The following is a 15,630-nucleotide window of genomic DNA, read 5'->3' as shown; positions in this document are numbered from 1 at the left end:
CAGTGCGTGGCTCCCGCCGCCGTTGTCCCGGGCACGGGGCCGGGTCTGTCGCCCCCTGCCGATAGAAAGGTCTCATGACCGGCGACGAGCATCCCGCGAGCACGGAGCAGCTGCAGCTGCTGCATGCCGCCGCGGCACCGCGCTCGAAGCCGCGCGCTCGCCAGACCGACCTCGCCTCGACCAACCCGGTTGCGCGGGTGCTCGTCGAGGTGTCGCTGGCGCACCTGGACCGCCCGTTCGAGTACGCCGTGCCCGCGAGCATGACCGACGAGTGCGTGCCCGGCGCGCGGGTGCGAGTGCGGTTCGCGGGCAAGGACCGGTCCGGATTCGTCGTTGAGCGCACGGCCGACGCCGAACATGTGGGCAAGCTCTCGCCGGTCCGCCGGGTGGTGTCGGCAGAGGCAGTTCTCACGCCGCAGGTGGCGCGGCTGTGCCGCGCCGTCGCAGACCGCTACGCGGGGACGATGAGCGACGTCGTGCGGCTGGCCGTACCACCCCGGCATGCGGCCGCGGAGCAGGCGCTGGACCGCGCGGAGGCGGCCGGCCGGGCCGGTGCGCCACCCGGCGAGGTGGCGACACCGCATACCGCGTGGGACCGGTATCCCGCGGGCAGCGCCCTGCTGCACCGGCTCGCAGACGGGCAGGCGCCGTATGCCTCCTGGCTGGCAGCGCCCAGCGTCGACGCGGGCCAGGACTGGCCGGTGGCCCTCGCGCAGCTCGCCGCGGCCACGCGGGCCGCCGGCCGCGGCGCCCTGCTGGTGATGCCCGACCAACGAGACACCGACCGGGTTGCGGCAGCGCTGACCGAGCTGCTAGGCGCGGACCACTTCGTGCGGCTCACCGCCAGTCAGGGACCGCAGGCGCGGTACACCTCGTGGCTGAAGGTGCTGCGGGGGCAGGTGCGGTGCGTGGTGGGCACGCGCGCGGCCGCGTTCGCGCCGGTGCACGACCTGGGCCTGGTCGCTTGGTGGGACGACGGCGACGACCTGCTGGCCGAGCCGCGCGCGCCCTACCCGCACGTGCGGGAAGTGCTGCGGCTGCGAGCCGAGCAGGAGGATGCGGCTCTGCTGGTCGGCGGGTTCAGCCGGTCGGTGCACGTGCAGCAGTGGCTGGAGCAGGGGCTGGTGCGGGCCGTCGAGGCGGTCGTGGACCGATCCGAGCTGCCACGGGTGGTCGTCGCAGGAGACGAGTGGGAGGTGGAGCGCAGCGGCCCGGCGGCGCACGCACGCCTGCCATCGTCCGCCTGGCAGGCGGCCCATGCCGCGCTGGCCAGGGGACCGGTGCTCGTCCAGGTGCCCAGACGCGGCTACCTGCCGAGCCTGCGCTGTCAGAGCTGCCGCGCGCCGGCTCGGTGCCCGCAGTGCCAGGGTCCGCTGCAGCAGCCGCAGGCCGGCGAGGCCCCGACCTGCCGGTGGTGCTCGAGTGCGTTGACCCGGTTCGTCTGTGCGGAGTGCGGCGGCGGACGGCTTCGATCGGGCACGGTCGGTGCGCGGCGGACCGCCGAGGAGCTGGGTCGGGCATTCCCCGGGGTGCCCGTGGTGCGCTCCGGCGGGGGCGAGGTCGTCGCCGAGGTGGGGTCGGACCCCGCCCTGGTGATCGCGACCCCTGGCGCCGAGCCCCTCGCGGAGGACGGTTACGCCGCGACCCTGCTGCTGGACGGCTGGGCGCTGCTGGACCGACCGACTCTCGACGCCGGTGAGGAGACGCTGCGACGCTGGATGGCCGCGGGCGCCTTGACGCGACCGGCCGGGCGGGACGGCGTTGTCGTGGTGTGCTCGGTGGACTCGCGGGCCCCGCAACCAGTGGTCCAGTCGCTGGTGCGCTGGGCGCCGGGGTGGTATGCCGAGCGTGAGCTGGCGGAGCGACGGGAGCTACGGCTGCCACCGACGAGCTGGATGACGCTGCTGACGGGGCAGGAGGCGGACGTGCGGCTGATGGCGGACGCCGTCCACTCCAGCGTCGAACGGATCGGCCCACTGGTTGTGTCCGGGCGTCGGCCGGGCGAGGACAGCTCTTCTCGGATGCTGCTGCGTGCGAGCTGGTCGGAGGCGGACCAGCTCACCCGAGAGCTCGTCGCAGCGCGGGCTGCCCGCAGCGCCCGCAAGGATCCCGGCAGTGTGCAGGTCCGGGTGGACCCGGAGGGGACGATGCTGTGAGCGGCTCGGTACGGTTCTGCACATGACTGCCGCGCTACCCGGAGACCTCGGAGACCTCACCGAAGACCTTCCCGACGACCTGACTCCGAGTCCGGTCGACGTCGTCGTCTTCGACCTGGGGAATGTGCTGATCCGGTGGGACCCCGCGCCGGCGATCTCGGCCGCGGTGGGTGAGGAGCGCGCGGCCCGATTCCTGGCGGACGACTCCTTCGACTTCGGCGGCTGGAATCACCAGCAGGATGCCGGCCGGTCCTGGGCAGCGGGCGAGGCCGCCGCACTCGCGACCCATCCGCATTACGAGCAGGAGATCCTGGCCTACCGGCAGCATTTCGACGCGTCGATGACTGGTGCGATCGAGGGCACCATCGAGATCCTGCGGGAGCTGCACACGGCGCACGTGCACCTGGTGGCGCTGACCAACTGGTCGGCGGAGATGTTTCCCTTCGCTCTGAAGCGCTTCGACTTCCTAGGGCTGTTCGAGGACATCATCGTGTCGGGTGAGGAGGGCGTCGCCAAGCCCGATCCCGAGATCTTCGAGGTCCTGGAGGAGCGCATCCACCACCTCGGCAGTCTGGACGACAGCATCTTCATCGACGACAGCCCGGCCAATGTGCAGGCCGCGATGGAGGCCGGGCTGGACGCAATCCCGTTCGTGAGCGCCGCCGACCTGCGGTCCGACCTGCTCGTGCGGGGCCTTCCACTGCAGGACGCCTGAGCATGCGACTGATCTTTGCGGGCACGCCCCGGGCCGCCGTTCCGTCGCTGCGAGCGCTGATCGAGTCCGACCACGAGGTGGTGGCCGTCGTGACCCGGCCGGACGCGCCTGCGGGGCGTGGTCGTGGCCTGCGGCAGTCACCCGTCCGCGAGGTGGCGCAGGAGCACGGCATACCCGTGCTGACCCCGCGAAGGCCTCGTGAGCCCGAGTTCATCGAGGCGATGACCCGGCTGGAGCCGGATGCCTGCCCGGTGGTGGCCTATGGCGCGCTGGTGCCGCGAGCGGCGCTGGACGTTCCCCGACGTGGCTGGATCAACCTGCACTTCTCGCTGTTGCCGGCGTGGCGTGGTGCGGCGCCGGTGCAGCACGCGGTGATCGCCGGCGACGAGGTCACCGGTGCCACGACGTTCCTGCTCGAGGAGGGGCTCGACACTGGCCCGGTGCTCGGCACCATGACCGAGACGATCCGCCCGGGTGACACCAGTGGCGACCTGCTGGATCGACTGGCCGAGGGCGGGGCCGGCCTGCTGGTGGCGTCCCTCGACGGCCTGGCGGACGGGTCGATCACCCCGGTTCCCCAGTCCGTGGAGGGCGTGTCCCTGGCGCCCAAACTGAGCGTTGACGACGCCCGAATCCGCTGGGAACGACCGGGGTTCGCGATCGACCGGCAGATCCGGGGGTGCACTCCCGCACCTGGTGCCTGGACCACCTTTCGCCGGCAGCGGCTCAAGGTCGGCCCGGTTGCCAAGGTGCAGGCGGCGGCCGAAACCGGCGAGGCTGCGCCGACGCCGGGGACGTTGCGGGTGACCAAGCGAGCTGTGCAGGTCGGGACCGGCGTGGGCGTGCTCGAGCTGGGCACTGTGCAGCCGCACGGCAAGAAGCCGATGAACGCGGCAGACTGGGCCCGAGGGGTCCGGATCGAGGCTGGAGAGGTGCTGGGTGCCTGAGGACCAGGACAACCGGGGCAACCGTGGCTTCCGCAATGCGCGGGGCCGCCAGCGTCCAGAGGTGCGCCGCGACACGGATCGTCGCCGATCAGTGGCGCGACCGTCGGACCGGCGACGCGGCTCCGACCCGGCGAGGCGCGTCGCCTGGCACGTCTGCCGCAGGGTCGACGAGGGAGCCTACGCCAACCTCGAGCTGCCCAAGGTGCTGAAGGCGGAAGGCATCCAGGGGCGGGATGCGGCCTTCGCGACCGAGCTGACCTACGGCGCAATCCGGATGCGCGGCCTCTACGACCCGATGATCGAGCTTGCCGCCGGACGCCCTGCACATCGGATCGATGCGCCGATCCTCGACACGCTCCGGCTGGGCGCGCACCAGCTCTTCGGGATGCGGGTGCCGGCCCACGCCGCCGCCTCGGAGACCGTCGGGCTGGCGCGGGACGTCAACGGCGCGGGAGCCGCGGGTCTGGTCAACGCCGTCCTGCGTCGGCTCAGCGAACGGACCCGCGAGGAGTGGACCGAGCAGCTGACCGCCGGCCTGAACCCGATCGAGGCTCTGGCGATCCGACATTCCCACCCGGCGTGGATCGTGCGCGCACTGCGCGGCGCGCTGCTGGCCGCCGGGACTGCCACTCGGGAGAGCGTCGAGGACGACCTACAAGCCTTGCTCGAGGCGGACAACGCGGCACCGCACGTGTCCCTGGTGGCGCGCCCGGGCCTGTGCACGGTTGACGAGCTGGTCGGCGTGGGCGCATCGCGGTCCGTGCTGTCGCCGGTCGGGGCCGTGCTCCCGTCGGGGGATCCCGGCGCGATTCGCGCGGTGCGTGAGACGCGAGCGGCGGTGCAGGACGAGGGTTCTCAGCTGGTCGCTCTGGCACTGGCCGGTGCAAGCATGCCTGGCGGGGACCGCCACGAGGAGTGGCTCGACCTGTGCGCCGGCCCCGGTGGCAAGGCTGCACTGCTGGCCACGCTGGCCGCACGGCAGGACGCCGTCCTGTTCGCCAACGAGGTCAGCAACCACCGCACGCAGCTCGTGCGCAAGACCCTCGCGGCGGTGCTGGACGCAGGCATCGAGGTCATGGTCGGCTCCGGTGACGGTCGGGACCTCGGTGGCGAGGAGCCGGACACCTACGATCGGGTGCTGGTGGACGCGCCGTGCACCGGGCTGGGTGCGCTGCGTCGTCGCCCCGAGGCGCGCTGGCGCCGCACCGCCGGCGACGTGCCGACCCTGGCCACCCTGCAACGAGACCTGCTGACCTCGGCGATCGACACGGCGCGACCGGGAGGCCTGATCGGGTACGCGACCTGCAGCCCGCACGTCGCCGAGACCACGCAGGTCGTGGACGAGGTGCTGGGCAGGCGCGCCGACGTCATACGCGAGGATGCCCGACCACTGTTTCGAGACACCGCGGGCCGCCAGGTCACCGACCTCGGCGCCGGACCCACGGTGCAGCTCTGGCCGCACCTGCACGGGACCGACGCGATGTTCTTCGCGTTGCTCCGCAAGCAGACCTAACGAACCTGGGAGAAGAATGCAGATCACCCCGAGCATCCTGTCGGCGGACTTCGCGAACCTCGAACGTGAGCTGCAGCGCATCTCCGGTGCCGACTGGGCGCACGTGGACGTGATGGACGCGCACTTCGTGCCGAACCTGACCATCGGTCTGCCGGTGGTCGAGGCTCTGGCGAAGGTGAGCCCCATCCCCTTGGACTGTCACCTGATGATCGAGGACCCGGACCGCTGGGCCCCCGGGTATGCCGAGGCGGGGGCGGGCAGTGTCACCTTCCACATCGAGGCGGCCGGGGATCCGGTGCGCCTGGCCCGCGACATCCGCGCCGCCGGTGCGCGGGCGTCGATGGCGATCAAGCCCGGCACCGCGTTCGGGCCTTACGAGGAGCTGCTCGACGAGGTCGACATGGTGCTGGTCATGACGGTGGAGCCGGGCTTCGGTGGGCAGTCGTTCATGGCCGACCAGATGCCCAAGGTGCGTCAGGTCCGTGAGGCCGTTCGGCGCCGCGGCGGCGAGATCTGGATCCAGGTCGACGGTGGCGTCTCGGCCGACACCATCGAGCAGTGCGCCGAGGCGGGGGCGGACGTGTTCGTCGCCGGGTCGGCCGTCTACGGGGCGCAGGACGCCGCGGCCGCGGTCGACCAGCTGCGCGACCTCGCGCTGTCCTGCGGTCGGCACCCGTGACATACTGAGGGGCACGTGCTCCGGGGTCGGTGAAATTCCGAGCCGGCGGTGATAGTCCGCGACCCGGCTGCTTAGGCAGTCGGTTGACTTGGTGAAACTCCAAGACCGACGGTTAAAGTCCGGATGGGAGGCGCACGCGGTCCGTGTCATGCGGGCCGAGGACTGGCATGTCGGTCGACCCCTGTGGGGCGCCCGCCCGGCCAGTCGCTTCCAGTCACCCCGGAGTCCGAAGGACAGGACTTCGAAGGAGTGACATGGCACCGCCGGCCGCCGACATCATGGACGAGTCGATGATGCGCGCCGCCCTCGGACTTGCCGGGCGGGGACCCGCGGTCGACCCCAACCCCCGTGTGGGCTGTGTGCTGGTTGTCGGCGAGACGGTCGTCGGCCAGGGCTGGCACGCCGGCGCAGGCACTCCGCACGCCGAGGTGGCCGCCCTGTCGCAGGCGCGAGACCTGGCCCGCGGCGCCACCGCCTACGTCACGCTCGAACCGTGCGCGCACACCGGCCGCACCGGGCCGTGCGCCCAGGCACTGATCGACGCCGGCGTGGCCCGGGTCGTGTTCGCCCAAGCCGATCCGAACCCGGCCGCTCGTGGCGGTGCGGATCTGCTGGCCGCACACGGGGTGCGCGTGGAGGCCGGCCTGCTCGCCCGGTCGGCGGCCGCACTCAACCGTGCCTGGACCTTCGCCGTCACCCACGACCGGCCGATGGTGACCTGGAAGCTGGCCACCACTCTCGACGGGTATGCCGCGGCCGCCGACGGGAGTAGCCGTTGGGTGACCGGGGCGCAGGCCCGGGCCGACGTGCACCGGCTGCGGTCACGGGTCGGCGCCGTGCTGGTGGGGACAGGGACCGTGCTCGCCGACGACCCATCCCTGACCGTCCGCGACGCGGCCGGCCATGCGACCGGCACGCAGCCCCTACGGGTGGTGCTGGGGGACCGGGCGATCCCCGCAACCGCCCGCGCCCTGGACGGCCAGGCAGAGACGCTGATCACGCCGGGCCATGACCCGCGGGACGCGCTGAAAGCCCTGCAGGACCGTCAGATCCGCCACGTGCTGCTTGAAGGCGGCCCGACCGTCGCCGCCGCGTTCCTGCAGCACGGGTACGTCGACGAGATCGTGGCCTACGTGGCTCCGAAGCTGCTGGGCGGGGGCCTGCCGACTCTTGCGTCGCTCGGCATCGGCTCCATCGCCGACGCACTGGAGTGTGAGCTGACCGAGGTCGAGCAGCTGGGGCAGGACGTCCGTCTGCGCCTGACACCAACGGGAAGGAACCAGTGATGTTCACCGGCATCGTCGAGGAGCTCGGTCGGGTGGTCGCACTCGAGCGGCAGGGCGACTCTGCCGTGCTGCGGGTGCACGGCCCACAAGTGGTGTCCGACGCCACGCACGGCGCCTCCATCGCCGTCAACGGAGTCTGCCTGACCGTGGTCGAGCACGACGCCGAGACGTTCGCCGTCGATGTCATGGCCGAGAGCCTGGAGCGCTCCAGCCTGGGCGGTCTGCAGCCGGGCGACGCGGTCAACCTCGAGCGAGCGATGCCCGCGAGTGGCCGGTTCGGCGGACACGTCGTGCAGGGCCACGTGGACGGGACCGGGGTGATCATTGCCAAGGAACCGGCGCCGAGGTGGACCGTGGTGCGAGTAGGCCTGCCTGCGAGGCTCGCCGGATACGTCGCCGAGAAGGGGTCCATCACCGTCGACGGAGTCTCCCTGACCGTCGTCTCCGTCGAGGAGGACTCCTTCACGGTGTCGTTGATCTCGACGACCCTCGACCTCACCACGCTCGGACCCAAGGCGCCCGGCGACCTGGTCAACCTCGAGGTCGACGTCCTCGCCAAGTATGTGGAGCGACTCCTCGACGTCCGGGAGGGCACTCGATGAACATCTTTGATCGGCTCTACGACGCGCATCTGACGATCGGCGGCCAGGGCATCACCTGGCGGGAGATCATCGGCAACCTCTTCGGGCTGCTGTCGGCGCTCGGCGGGATGCGGCGGAAGGTCTGGGCGTGGCCGGTCGGGATCGTCGGAAACGCGCTGCTCTTCACGGTGTTCTTCGGGCTCGGCTTCACCGCACACGGCGGCCAGGTGCTCTTCGGGCAGGCCGGCCGACAGATCTTCTTCATCCTCACCTCGGTCTACGGCTGGTGGCTGTGGAACCGGACGCGCGGTAGCCGCGACCGGGGCGCCCCCGCCGTGCACCCGCGTTGGGCCACCGGCCGGCAGCGGATGCTGATGATCGGCTTCTGGGCGGTCGGCGTGCTGCTGTGCCAGTGGCTGTTCCGGGCGATCGGCGAGGGTTTCCCCGCCCCGAACTTCTACTTCTGGGCGGATGCGTGGATCTTCGTCGGGTCCATGGTCGCCACCGTCGCCATGGCGCGCGGCTGGACCGACTTCTGGCTGGCCTGGATCCTGGTCGACCTGGTCGGGGTCCCGGAGCTCATCTACTTCAAGTACTACCCCTCGGCGGCGCTCTACGGCATCTACGCGCTGTTCGTGCTGTGGGGCTTCGTCGTCTGGCTGCGCATCTCCCGCCGGGAGCAGGACGAGCAGCCGGCAGCTCTCGAATCGGCAAGGCAGGTGTGACGACATGGCACTGGCAACAATTGAGCAGGCGCTCGTCGAGCTCAGGGCGGGGCGACCCGTCCTCGTCGCCGACGACGAGGATCGGGAGAACGAGGCCGACCTGATCATGGCGGCCGAGTTCGCCGACGGCCACTGGCTGGGATGGGCCGTGCGCTACGGGTCCGGGGTGATCTGCGCGCCGATGCCGGACGAGGTTGCGGACCGGCTGCAGCTGCCGCCCATGGTCACCGACAACGAGGACCCGAAGGGCACCGCCTACACCGTGTCGGTGGACGCGCGGGACGGGGTGAGCACGGGCATCAGTGCCGCCGATCGGGGCCGGACCCTGCAAGCGCTGGCGGACCCGAAGGCAACGCCGGACATGCTGACCCGGCCGGGTCACATCTTCCCGCTGCGAGCCCGCGCCGGTGGGGTGATCGCGCGGCAGGGCCACACGGAGGCAGCCGTCGACCTGTGCCGGTTGGCAGGACTGTCTCCGGTCGGAGCGATCGTCGAGCTCGTGCACGATGACGGCTCGATGATGCGGTTGCCGGATGCGCAGCGGCTCGCCGAGGAGCACGGGCTGGTGGTCATCACGATCGCCGACCTGGTGCGCTGGCGGCGGCAACATGACCGCGTGCGACTGGGCGCCCAGACCCAGCTGCCGACGCGGCACGGCGCGTTCAGTGTGCACGGGTACGTCGACCTGCTGACCGGGCAGGAGCACCTCGCCCTGGTGAGCCCGCTCGGGCTGGACCAGGACGCGCCGCTGGTGCGAGTGCACTCCGAGTGCCTGACCGGGGACACGTTCGGCTCGCTGCGGTGCGACTGCGGACCTCAGCTGAACGCCTCCCTGGAGATCATCGCGCGCGACGGCGGGGTGGTGATCTACTTGCGTGGTCACGAGGGGCGTGGCGTCGGGCTCGTCGACAAGCTGCGGGCCTATGCGCTGCAGGACACCGGCCTGGACACCGTCGACGCGCAGACCGAGCTCGGACTACCCGTCGACGCGCGCGAGTTCGACGCGGCCGGCTCGATACTCAGCGATCTCAAGGTCGACACCGTGCGGCTGCTCAGCAACAACCCGGCCAAGCGCGACGCACTCGAGCAGAACGGCATCACGGTGCGCGAGATGGTGCCCCTGGAGGTGGGGCGCACCGCGCAGAACGCGCACTACCTGCAGACCAAGAAGGAGCGCCTCGGCCACCTGCTACACAGCCCCGGGGAGAACCCCACGAAGTCCGGCAGCAGGGGAGAGCAGGCATGAGCGGCGAGGGAGCACCCAGCCTGTCGATCGATGGGCGCGGGCTGCGGGTGGCTGTGGTCGCGGCATCCTGGCACCGGCAGGTCATGGACGGCCTGTTGGACGGCGCCCGCCGCGGCCTCACGGAGGCCGGGGTGAGCGATCCGCTGGTGCTGCGAGTGCCGGGCACCTTCGAGCTGAGCGTCGCCTGCGCACGGCTCGCCCCCGCCTACGACGCGCTGGTTGCCCTCGGCGTCGTGATCCGCGGTGGGACGCCGCACTTCGAGTATGTGTGCCAGGCCGCCACTCTCGGACTCACCCAGGTGAGCGTCCAGACGGGTGTGCCCGTGGGCTTCGGTGTCCTGACCTGCGACAACGACCAGCAGGCGCTGGATCGTGCCGGACTGCCGGGCTCGACCGAGGACAAGGGGCACGAGGCGGCCACTGCCGCGGTGGCGATGGCCGTGGCACTGCAGGCGGCCACTCCCCGCCAGCGGGAGGCGCCTCGACCCGGCGCATCCGCGACACCGTAACCTGGCCATCGTGAAGACCTTCGAGCAGCTGTGGGACGAACTCCGTCAAAAGGCGGAGGATCGACCCGACGGCTCCAAGACCGTGGACGAGCTGGACGCCGGTGTGCACTTCATCGGCAAGAAGGTGGTCGAAGAGGCCGCCGAGGTGTGGATGGCGGCCGAGCACGAGGGGCATACACGCACGGCGGAGGAGATCAGCCAGCTGCTCTACCACCTACAGGTGCTGATGCTCGCCACCGACCTCACCCTCGAAGACGTCTACTCCCACCTCTGAGTCACCCCGCGAAGTCCTCGTTCGTATCTCACTCGGTACTTCGCGAACACCCCGACACAAAAACATCCCATGACGACCAAGGAAAGCCAATGCTCCGTATCGCGATGCCCAACAAGGGTGCGCTGTCCGAGTCCGCCGCACAGATGCTGCGCGAGGCCGGCTACCCAGGTCGCCGGGACAGCAAAGAGCTGGTGGTCCATGACAGCGAGCTGGACGTCGAGCTGTTCTTCCTGCGCCCGCGCGACATCGCCGTCTACGTCGGGCAGGGCACGCTCGACGTCGGCATCACCGGCCGGGACCTGCTGCTGGACTCCTGCAGTCCCGCAGCGGAGGTGCTGGCCCTCGGGTTCGGCGCCTCGACCTTCCGGTATGCCGGCCGGCCCGGCACCGCACGTTCCGCGGACGACCTGGCCGGTCGCCGAGTGGCGACCAGTTTTCCCGTGCTTGTCGAGAACGATCTGCGCAAGCACGGCGTCGAGGCCTCCGTCGTCCGGCTCGACGGTGCGGTCGAGACAGCGGTGACGCTCGGGGTTGCCGATGTCGTCGCCGATGTCGTCGAGACGGGGACCACGTTGCGCAACAACGGGCTCGAGATCTTTGGAGATCCGATCCTCAAGAGTGAGGCGGTCCTGATCCGCCCCGCCGATCGAGAGCCCAGTAGCGCGGCGCAGGTCCTGGAACGGCGTCTCCAAGGAGTCCTGACGGCGAGCCGTTACGTCATGATGGATTACGACATCCGGGTCGATCTGGTGGAGCAGGCGTGCAGCCTGACGCCCGGGCTCGAGTCACCGACGGTGTCGCCGTTGCACCGCAAGGGATATGTCGCAGTGCGCGCCATGGTGCCGCGCAAGCTGACCAACACGGTCATGGACGGGCTCTACGAGGTCGGTGCACGAGCGATTCTCGTCACCGAGATCGCCGCGTGCCGCCTGTGACCGGCAAGCCCTACGCCGTATTCCGCCCCCGGCGGGCACTCGTCGTGTCCGTGTTCGTGGCCCTCGTGGTCGTGGTCGCGCTCACGGTGGCCGCGCTGCGGATCCAGCACGGTGGCATCACCGGGTGGACGAACGCGGACACCGCCATGATGATCGCTTTCGCGGTGGTCGTGGCCCTGTGCGTGCTGCGGTTCGGGCTCGTCCGTGCGGTGCCGACACCGGACGGGCTCAAGGTGCACAACCTGGTCCGTTCGCAGCTGGTGCCCTGGGCGGACATCGTGAGTGTCCAGTTCGGCGGCGGTGCACCGTGGCTGATGCTCGACCTGGCCGACACCGAACAGCTCGCGGTGATGGCCGTGCAGCGGGCGGACGGCAAGTTTGGCGAGGACGAAGCGATGCGCCTTGCGATCCTGGTGCAACAGCATTCACGCACCGGCCGCGACGACTGACCGCTAGCAGGATCAATCGGTCCCGCCAGCTGTGCACTTTCCCGCGAAAGGCGCACGTGTAGCTGCGCGCTTCGAGCGCAAGTGCGCAACTCGGCGGTGGTCGGTGGTGCAGGAGTCAGCCCGTGCTGAAGCTCAGATGGGCATGGTCTCGGGTGTGGTCACGCCGGAAGAGGTCGTCCTCCTGATCGCGCCACATGCTCCACATCGGCCGGTAGGCATCCCCGTCCCGGGCCAGCCCACGCCGTCTGCGGACCGCCGGTGGTGCGTCCAGCCAGACGCGCACGTCGGTGCAGATCCGGGCGGGCCCGGTCGTCGACCCGCAGCCCTCTACGACCAGAAACCGGCCGGGGAGGACCCGGATCGACTCGGCATACGCCTGGGTCACCCAGTCATAGCGCCGGTATCCCGCGTGCTCACCACGACACACCGGTGCCAGGACGTCCTGAGCAAGCCGGGGGACCGACTGAGCCAGGCCGTGCCATCCCGTGTAGAAGTCGTCCATGTGAACGACCTGAGCGGATCCCAAGCAGGTCGCGACCAGGTCGGCGGTTGTGGTCTTGCCGGCGCCGCTTCGGCCATCGATGCCCACGATGACGGTCCGCGGTTGCCCGACCGACGCGGACCGCGCCGCGCGCACAATGAGTGCGACCGCTTCGTCAAGGGGGACCGGGCGCATGTGAGCGAGCGTAGCGCTCGAATCCCCTGCTGGGACAGCGCGAACACTGGACTGTGCGGGTGCCGCGCAATGTGCAGTCGATCGAACGCGCGGCTGCGATCCTGCGCATCCTTGCTTCGGGCGACAGGCCCCGCCCACTCGGAGTGCTCGCCGAGCTCGTCGGCCTGCGCAAGAGCACGGCCCGCGGCATCGTCCGCACGCTGACCAGTGTCGGTTTTCGTGCGCCAGGGCCGCGACTCAGGGGACTACGTCCTGTCCCATGAACTGGCTCCGATCGCGCTCGCACAGATGGACCTCAATGAGCCCTGCGCGCGAGCAATGAACTGGGTTGACACGCTCGCGGCCAAGACCGGGATGTCCGCGCGACTGGTCGTCCTTCCGCGGGTTCCGGCCGAGCATGTCATCGGTGGTGAGATCGTGCAGCAGGTCTTCAGCTCCAATCGCACGAGTCAGCATGTCGAGGTCGGTGAATCGACGCGGTCCGTCGTGCGCGGTATGCGATCGACTACGAGGAGTTCCGCGTTCGCATCGGGGGAGTCGCCGCACCGGTGCTGGGGAGTGGGGGAGTTGTCGTGGCAGCTCTGGGGGTTCGCGGGCGATCGACAAGGTCTCTACGGCCACGCGTGAGGTCCGGCCCACCGTGCTGAGCCGGTTGCACGAGGCCGCTCACGGCACGAGTCGCGCGGTCGTCGCGGAGCGTTGGTAGGAGTGGTCGAGCAGTTCGTCCCGAGCATCGACCAAGGGACCACGTCAACGCGTGCGATCATCTTCGACCGCCGGGGCCGACTCGCCGGTGCCGCACAGCAGGAGCACAAACAGATCTTCCCCAGCCCGGGGTGGGTCGAGCACGACGCGATGCAGATCTGGCGGAACACCGAGCGCGTCGTTCCCCGGGCGATGGCCGAGATCGGCATCGCCGCCGAGCAGATTGCCGCCGTCGGAGTGGCAAACCAACGTGAGACGTTCGTGGTGTGGGACCGGCACACGGGCAAGCCGGTGAGACGGGCAATCGTGTGGCAGGACACCAGAACCGGGCATCTGATGGAGGACCTGCTGCGGGATCCGGGGGAGGACTACTTCCGGGACCGCTGTGGAATACCGCCGGCGGTCTACTTCACGGCGCCGCGCCTTGCGGGCTGCTGCAGCGTATCCCGGAGTTGAAGGCGCGGGCCGAGCCCGGGGACCTTCTCGTCGGCACCATGGAGACCTGGCTCCGGCGTAAGGGCCGTGGTCATAGAAAGTACCTCTGCTCGGGGCATGGTGGATCTGTATATCCAGCAGGATGTTTCGATGGCGGTCCCGGGGACGACCGATGCCCCCGGGAACATGGGTGGCCTCAGTCGACATCGACCCAGTCGAGGGTGCGCTTGACGGCCTTCTGCCATCCGGCGTAGCCCTCGGCGCGCTCGTCGTCGCTCCACTCCGGATCCCACCGCTTGTCCTCGTTCCAGTTCGAACGCAGCTCGTCCGTGTTCTTCCAGAAGCCGGTCGCCAGACCGGCGGCGTAGGCCGCTCCGAGAGCGGTCGTCTCGGCGACGACTGGCTTGGAGACCGGCACCCCGAGAATGTCCGACTGGAGCTGCATGCACAGGTCGTTGGCGGTGACGCCGCCGTCGACCTTGAGCACCTCGAGCTCGACCCCGGAGTCCTTCTCCATCGCGTCGCTGACGTCCTTGCTCTGGTAGCAGATCGACTCGAGGGTCGCGCGAGCCAGGTGGGCGTTGGTGTTGAATCGGGACATCCCAACGATGGCGCCGCGTGCGTCCGACCGCCAGTAGGGTGCGAAGAGACCGGAGAACGCCGGCACGAAATACATCCCGCCGGTGTCCTTGACTTGGCTGGCCAGCCGCTCGATCTCGGAGGCGCCGGAGATGATGCCCAGCTGGTCGCGCAGCCACTGCACGGCGCTGCCGGTCACCGCGATCGAGCCCTCGAGCGCGTAGATGGGCTTGCTGTCACCGAACTTGTAGCCCACCGTGGTGAGCAGGCCGGCCTTGCTGCGGACCAGCTCCTCACCGGTGTTGAGGAGCATGAAGTTGCCCGTTCCGTATGTGTTCTTGGCCTCACCGGGGGAGAAGCACACCTGGCCAACGGTTGCGGCCTGCTGGTCGCCGAGGTCGCCGCTGAGTGGCACCTCCCCGCCGACCGGGCCACGCCGCAGCGTTGTCCCGTAGAAGTTCGGGTCGGAGCTGGGGCGGATCTCGGGGAGCATCGAGCGAGGGATGTCGAAGAAGGAGAGCAGCTCGTCGTCCCAGTCGAGGGTCTCCAGGTCCATCAGCATTGTGCGGCTGGCGTTGGTGACGTCGGTGACGTGCACACCGCCGTCGGTGCCCCCGGTGAGATTCCACAGCAGCCAGGTGTCGGTGTTGCCGAAGATCGCGTCACCCGACTCGGCGGCCGCGCGGACTCCCTTGACGTTGTCGAGCATCCACTTGATCTTGCCGCCGGAGAAGTAGGTTGCCGGAGGCAGGCCGGCCTTCCGGCGGATGACATCGCCCTTGCCCTCGCGTTCGAGCGCGGAGGCGATCCGGTCGGTCCGAGTGTCCTGCCAGACGATCGCGTTGTAGTACGGACGGCCGGTCTTCTTGTTCCAGACGACCGTTGTCTCACGCTGGTTGGTGATGCCGATCGAGTCCAGGTCCTTGGCGTCCAGATCGTGCTTGGCCAGTGTCGCCGCGATCACGGTCTGGGTACGGTCCCAGATCTCCAGTGGGCTGTGCTCGACCCACCCAGCCTGGGGCATGATCTGCTCGTGCTCCAGCTTGTGCTTGGCCACCTCGTTCCCTGCGTGGTCGAAGATCATGAATCGGGTGCTGGCCTGCGTCTTTCACGGGTTGAGGTGTGACGCGCGGTCGGGGGACGTGAAAGTGCCTGTGCTGTAAGAGATACTTGGGTTTGCGACAACTCAGGATCTCTACAGGACAGGCACTTTCAAGGTG

Annotated in this window: 17 protein-coding genes, 1 pseudogene and 1 riboswitch; of the genes and pseudogenes, 16 read left to right on the top strand and 2 right to left on the bottom strand. The window is 69.9% G+C overall.

Translation table 11 applies throughout. From position 1 onward, the window contains the following. The first annotated feature begins 74 nt into the window (after nt 1-74). The 13 genes from FGL98_RS15880 to FGL98_RS15820 all read left to right on the top strand — a co-directional run bounded on the left by FGL98_RS15880 (nt 75) and on the right by FGL98_RS15820 (nt 12,015). Nucleotides 75-2,156 carry a primosomal protein N' family DNA-binding protein gene (locus FGL98_RS15880; RefSeq protein WP_186526202.1) on the top strand — a complete coding sequence of 694 codons (2,082 nt, stop codon included), beginning with the start codon at nt 75-77 and terminating at the stop codon, nt 2,154-2,156. 22 nt (nt 2,157-2,178) lie between these two features. Next, nucleotides 2,179-2,871: an HAD family hydrolase gene (locus FGL98_RS15875; protein ID WP_146318207.1), complete on the top strand. Its 693-nt coding sequence runs from the start codon at nt 2,179-2,181 to the stop codon at nt 2,869-2,871. A 2-nt stretch (nt 2,872-2,873) separates the two neighbouring features. Then, complete coding sequence (fmt, locus tag FGL98_RS15870) at nt 2,874-3,818, top strand: methionyl-tRNA formyltransferase (RefSeq protein ID WP_146318205.1); 945 nt, start codon at nt 2,874-2,876, stop codon at nt 3,816-3,818. Then, on the top strand, nt 3,811-5,331 hold the full coding sequence (locus FGL98_RS15865; RefSeq protein ID WP_246136581.1) for an RsmB/NOP family class I SAM-dependent RNA methyltransferase: 1,521 nt from the start codon (nt 3,811-3,813) through the stop codon (nt 5,329-5,331). The genes fmt and FGL98_RS15865 overlap by 8 nt, the downstream gene beginning before the upstream one ends. A gap of 16 nt (nt 5,332-5,347) precedes the next feature. Further along, nucleotides 5,348-6,010, top strand: coding sequence for a ribulose-phosphate 3-epimerase (gene rpe, locus FGL98_RS15860; RefSeq protein ID WP_146318203.1), 663 nt, complete (start codon nt 5,348-5,350; stop codon nt 6,008-6,010). Between the two features lie 12 nt (nt 6,011-6,022). Continuing rightward, a riboswitch (FMN riboswitch) is annotated at nt 6,023-6,149 on the top strand. A gap of 115 nt (nt 6,150-6,264) precedes the next feature. Continuing rightward, complete coding sequence (gene ribD / locus FGL98_RS15855) at nt 6,265-7,296, top strand: bifunctional diaminohydroxyphosphoribosylaminopyrimidine deaminase/5-amino-6-(5-phosphoribosylamino)uracil reductase RibD (RefSeq protein WP_146318201.1); 1,032 nt, start codon at nt 6,265-6,267, stop codon at nt 7,294-7,296. Then, complete coding sequence (locus FGL98_RS15850) at nt 7,296-7,898, top strand: riboflavin synthase (protein WP_146318199.1); 603 nt, start codon at nt 7,296-7,298, stop codon at nt 7,896-7,898. The genes ribD and FGL98_RS15850 overlap by 1 nt, the downstream gene beginning before the upstream one ends. After that, entirely contained in the window at nt 7,895-8,602 is a 708-nt protein-coding gene (gene pnuC / locus FGL98_RS15845) for a nicotinamide riboside transporter PnuC (RefSeq protein WP_146318197.1), read from the top strand. Before FGL98_RS15850 ends, pnuC begins: the two co-directional genes overlap by 4 nt. Before the next feature lie 4 nt (nt 8,603-8,606). After that, on the top strand, nt 8,607-9,848 hold the full coding sequence (locus tag FGL98_RS15840; protein WP_146318195.1) for a bifunctional 3,4-dihydroxy-2-butanone-4-phosphate synthase/GTP cyclohydrolase II: 1,242 nt from the start codon (nt 8,607-8,609) through the stop codon (nt 9,846-9,848). Continuing rightward, a complete protein-coding gene (gene ribH / locus FGL98_RS15835) occupies nt 9,845-10,357 on the top strand; it encodes a 6,7-dimethyl-8-ribityllumazine synthase (RefSeq protein WP_146318193.1) in 513 nt (170 codons plus the stop codon). The genes FGL98_RS15840 and ribH overlap by 4 nt, the downstream gene beginning before the upstream one ends. Before the next feature lie 10 nt (nt 10,358-10,367). Then, nucleotides 10,368-10,631, top strand: coding sequence for a phosphoribosyl-ATP diphosphatase (locus FGL98_RS15830; RefSeq protein WP_146318191.1), 264 nt, complete (start codon nt 10,368-10,370; stop codon nt 10,629-10,631). 89 nt (nt 10,632-10,720) lie between these two features. Then, on the top strand, nt 10,721-11,566 hold the full coding sequence (gene hisG, locus FGL98_RS15825; protein ID WP_146318189.1) for an ATP phosphoribosyltransferase: 846 nt from the start codon (nt 10,721-10,723) through the stop codon (nt 11,564-11,566). Continuing rightward, nucleotides 11,554-12,015, top strand: a complete 462-nt coding sequence (locus tag FGL98_RS15820; protein WP_146318187.1) for a PH domain-containing protein — start codon at nt 11,554-11,556, stop codon at nt 12,013-12,015. The genes hisG and FGL98_RS15820 overlap by 13 nt, the downstream gene beginning before the upstream one ends. A 115-nt stretch (nt 12,016-12,130) precedes the next feature. Here the strand turns inward: FGL98_RS15820 and FGL98_RS15815 are convergent, their stop codons facing one another. Continuing rightward, complete coding sequence (locus FGL98_RS15815) at nt 12,131-12,691, bottom strand: nucleoside/nucleotide kinase family protein (protein ID WP_146318185.1); 561 nt, start codon at nt 12,689-12,691, stop codon at nt 12,131-12,133. A gap of 53 nt (nt 12,692-12,744) precedes the next feature. Here FGL98_RS15815 and FGL98_RS27150 point away from each other — a divergent pair, with 53 nt between their 5' ends. The 3 genes from FGL98_RS27150 (at nt 12,745) to FGL98_RS15800 (ending at nt 13,852) form a co-directional block, all read left to right on the top strand. After that, entirely contained in the window at nt 12,745-12,954 is a 210-nt protein-coding gene (locus tag FGL98_RS27150) for a helix-turn-helix domain-containing protein (protein ID WP_425461000.1), read from the top strand. Between the two features lie 207 nt (nt 12,955-13,161). Continuing rightward, a complete protein-coding gene (locus FGL98_RS27145; RefSeq protein ID WP_146318338.1) occupies nt 13,162-13,338 on the top strand; it encodes an IclR family transcriptional regulator domain-containing protein in 177 nt (58 codons plus the stop codon). A gap of 61 nt (nt 13,339-13,399) precedes the next feature. Next, nucleotides 13,400-13,852: an FGGY family carbohydrate kinase gene (locus tag FGL98_RS15800; RefSeq protein ID WP_222432216.1), complete on the top strand. Its 453-nt coding sequence runs from the start codon at nt 13,400-13,402 to the stop codon at nt 13,850-13,852. Nucleotides 13,853-14,027: 175 nt separating this feature from the next. Here the strand turns inward: FGL98_RS15800 and glpK are convergent. After that, nucleotides 14,028-15,506: pseudogene (gene glpK / locus FGL98_RS15795) on the bottom strand (glycerol kinase GlpK); the annotation flags it as partial. Nucleotides 15,507-15,630: the final 124 nt, after the last annotated feature.

Origin of the sequence: Leekyejoonella antrihumi, from assembly GCF_007845645.1 — a bacterium.
Lineage (GTDB): Bacteria > Actinomycetota > Actinomycetes > Actinomycetales > Dermatophilaceae > Leekyejoonella > Leekyejoonella antrihumi.
The sequence above is the reverse complement of the archived record's forward strand: the minus strand, read 5'-3'. Positions and strand labels throughout refer to the sequence as shown.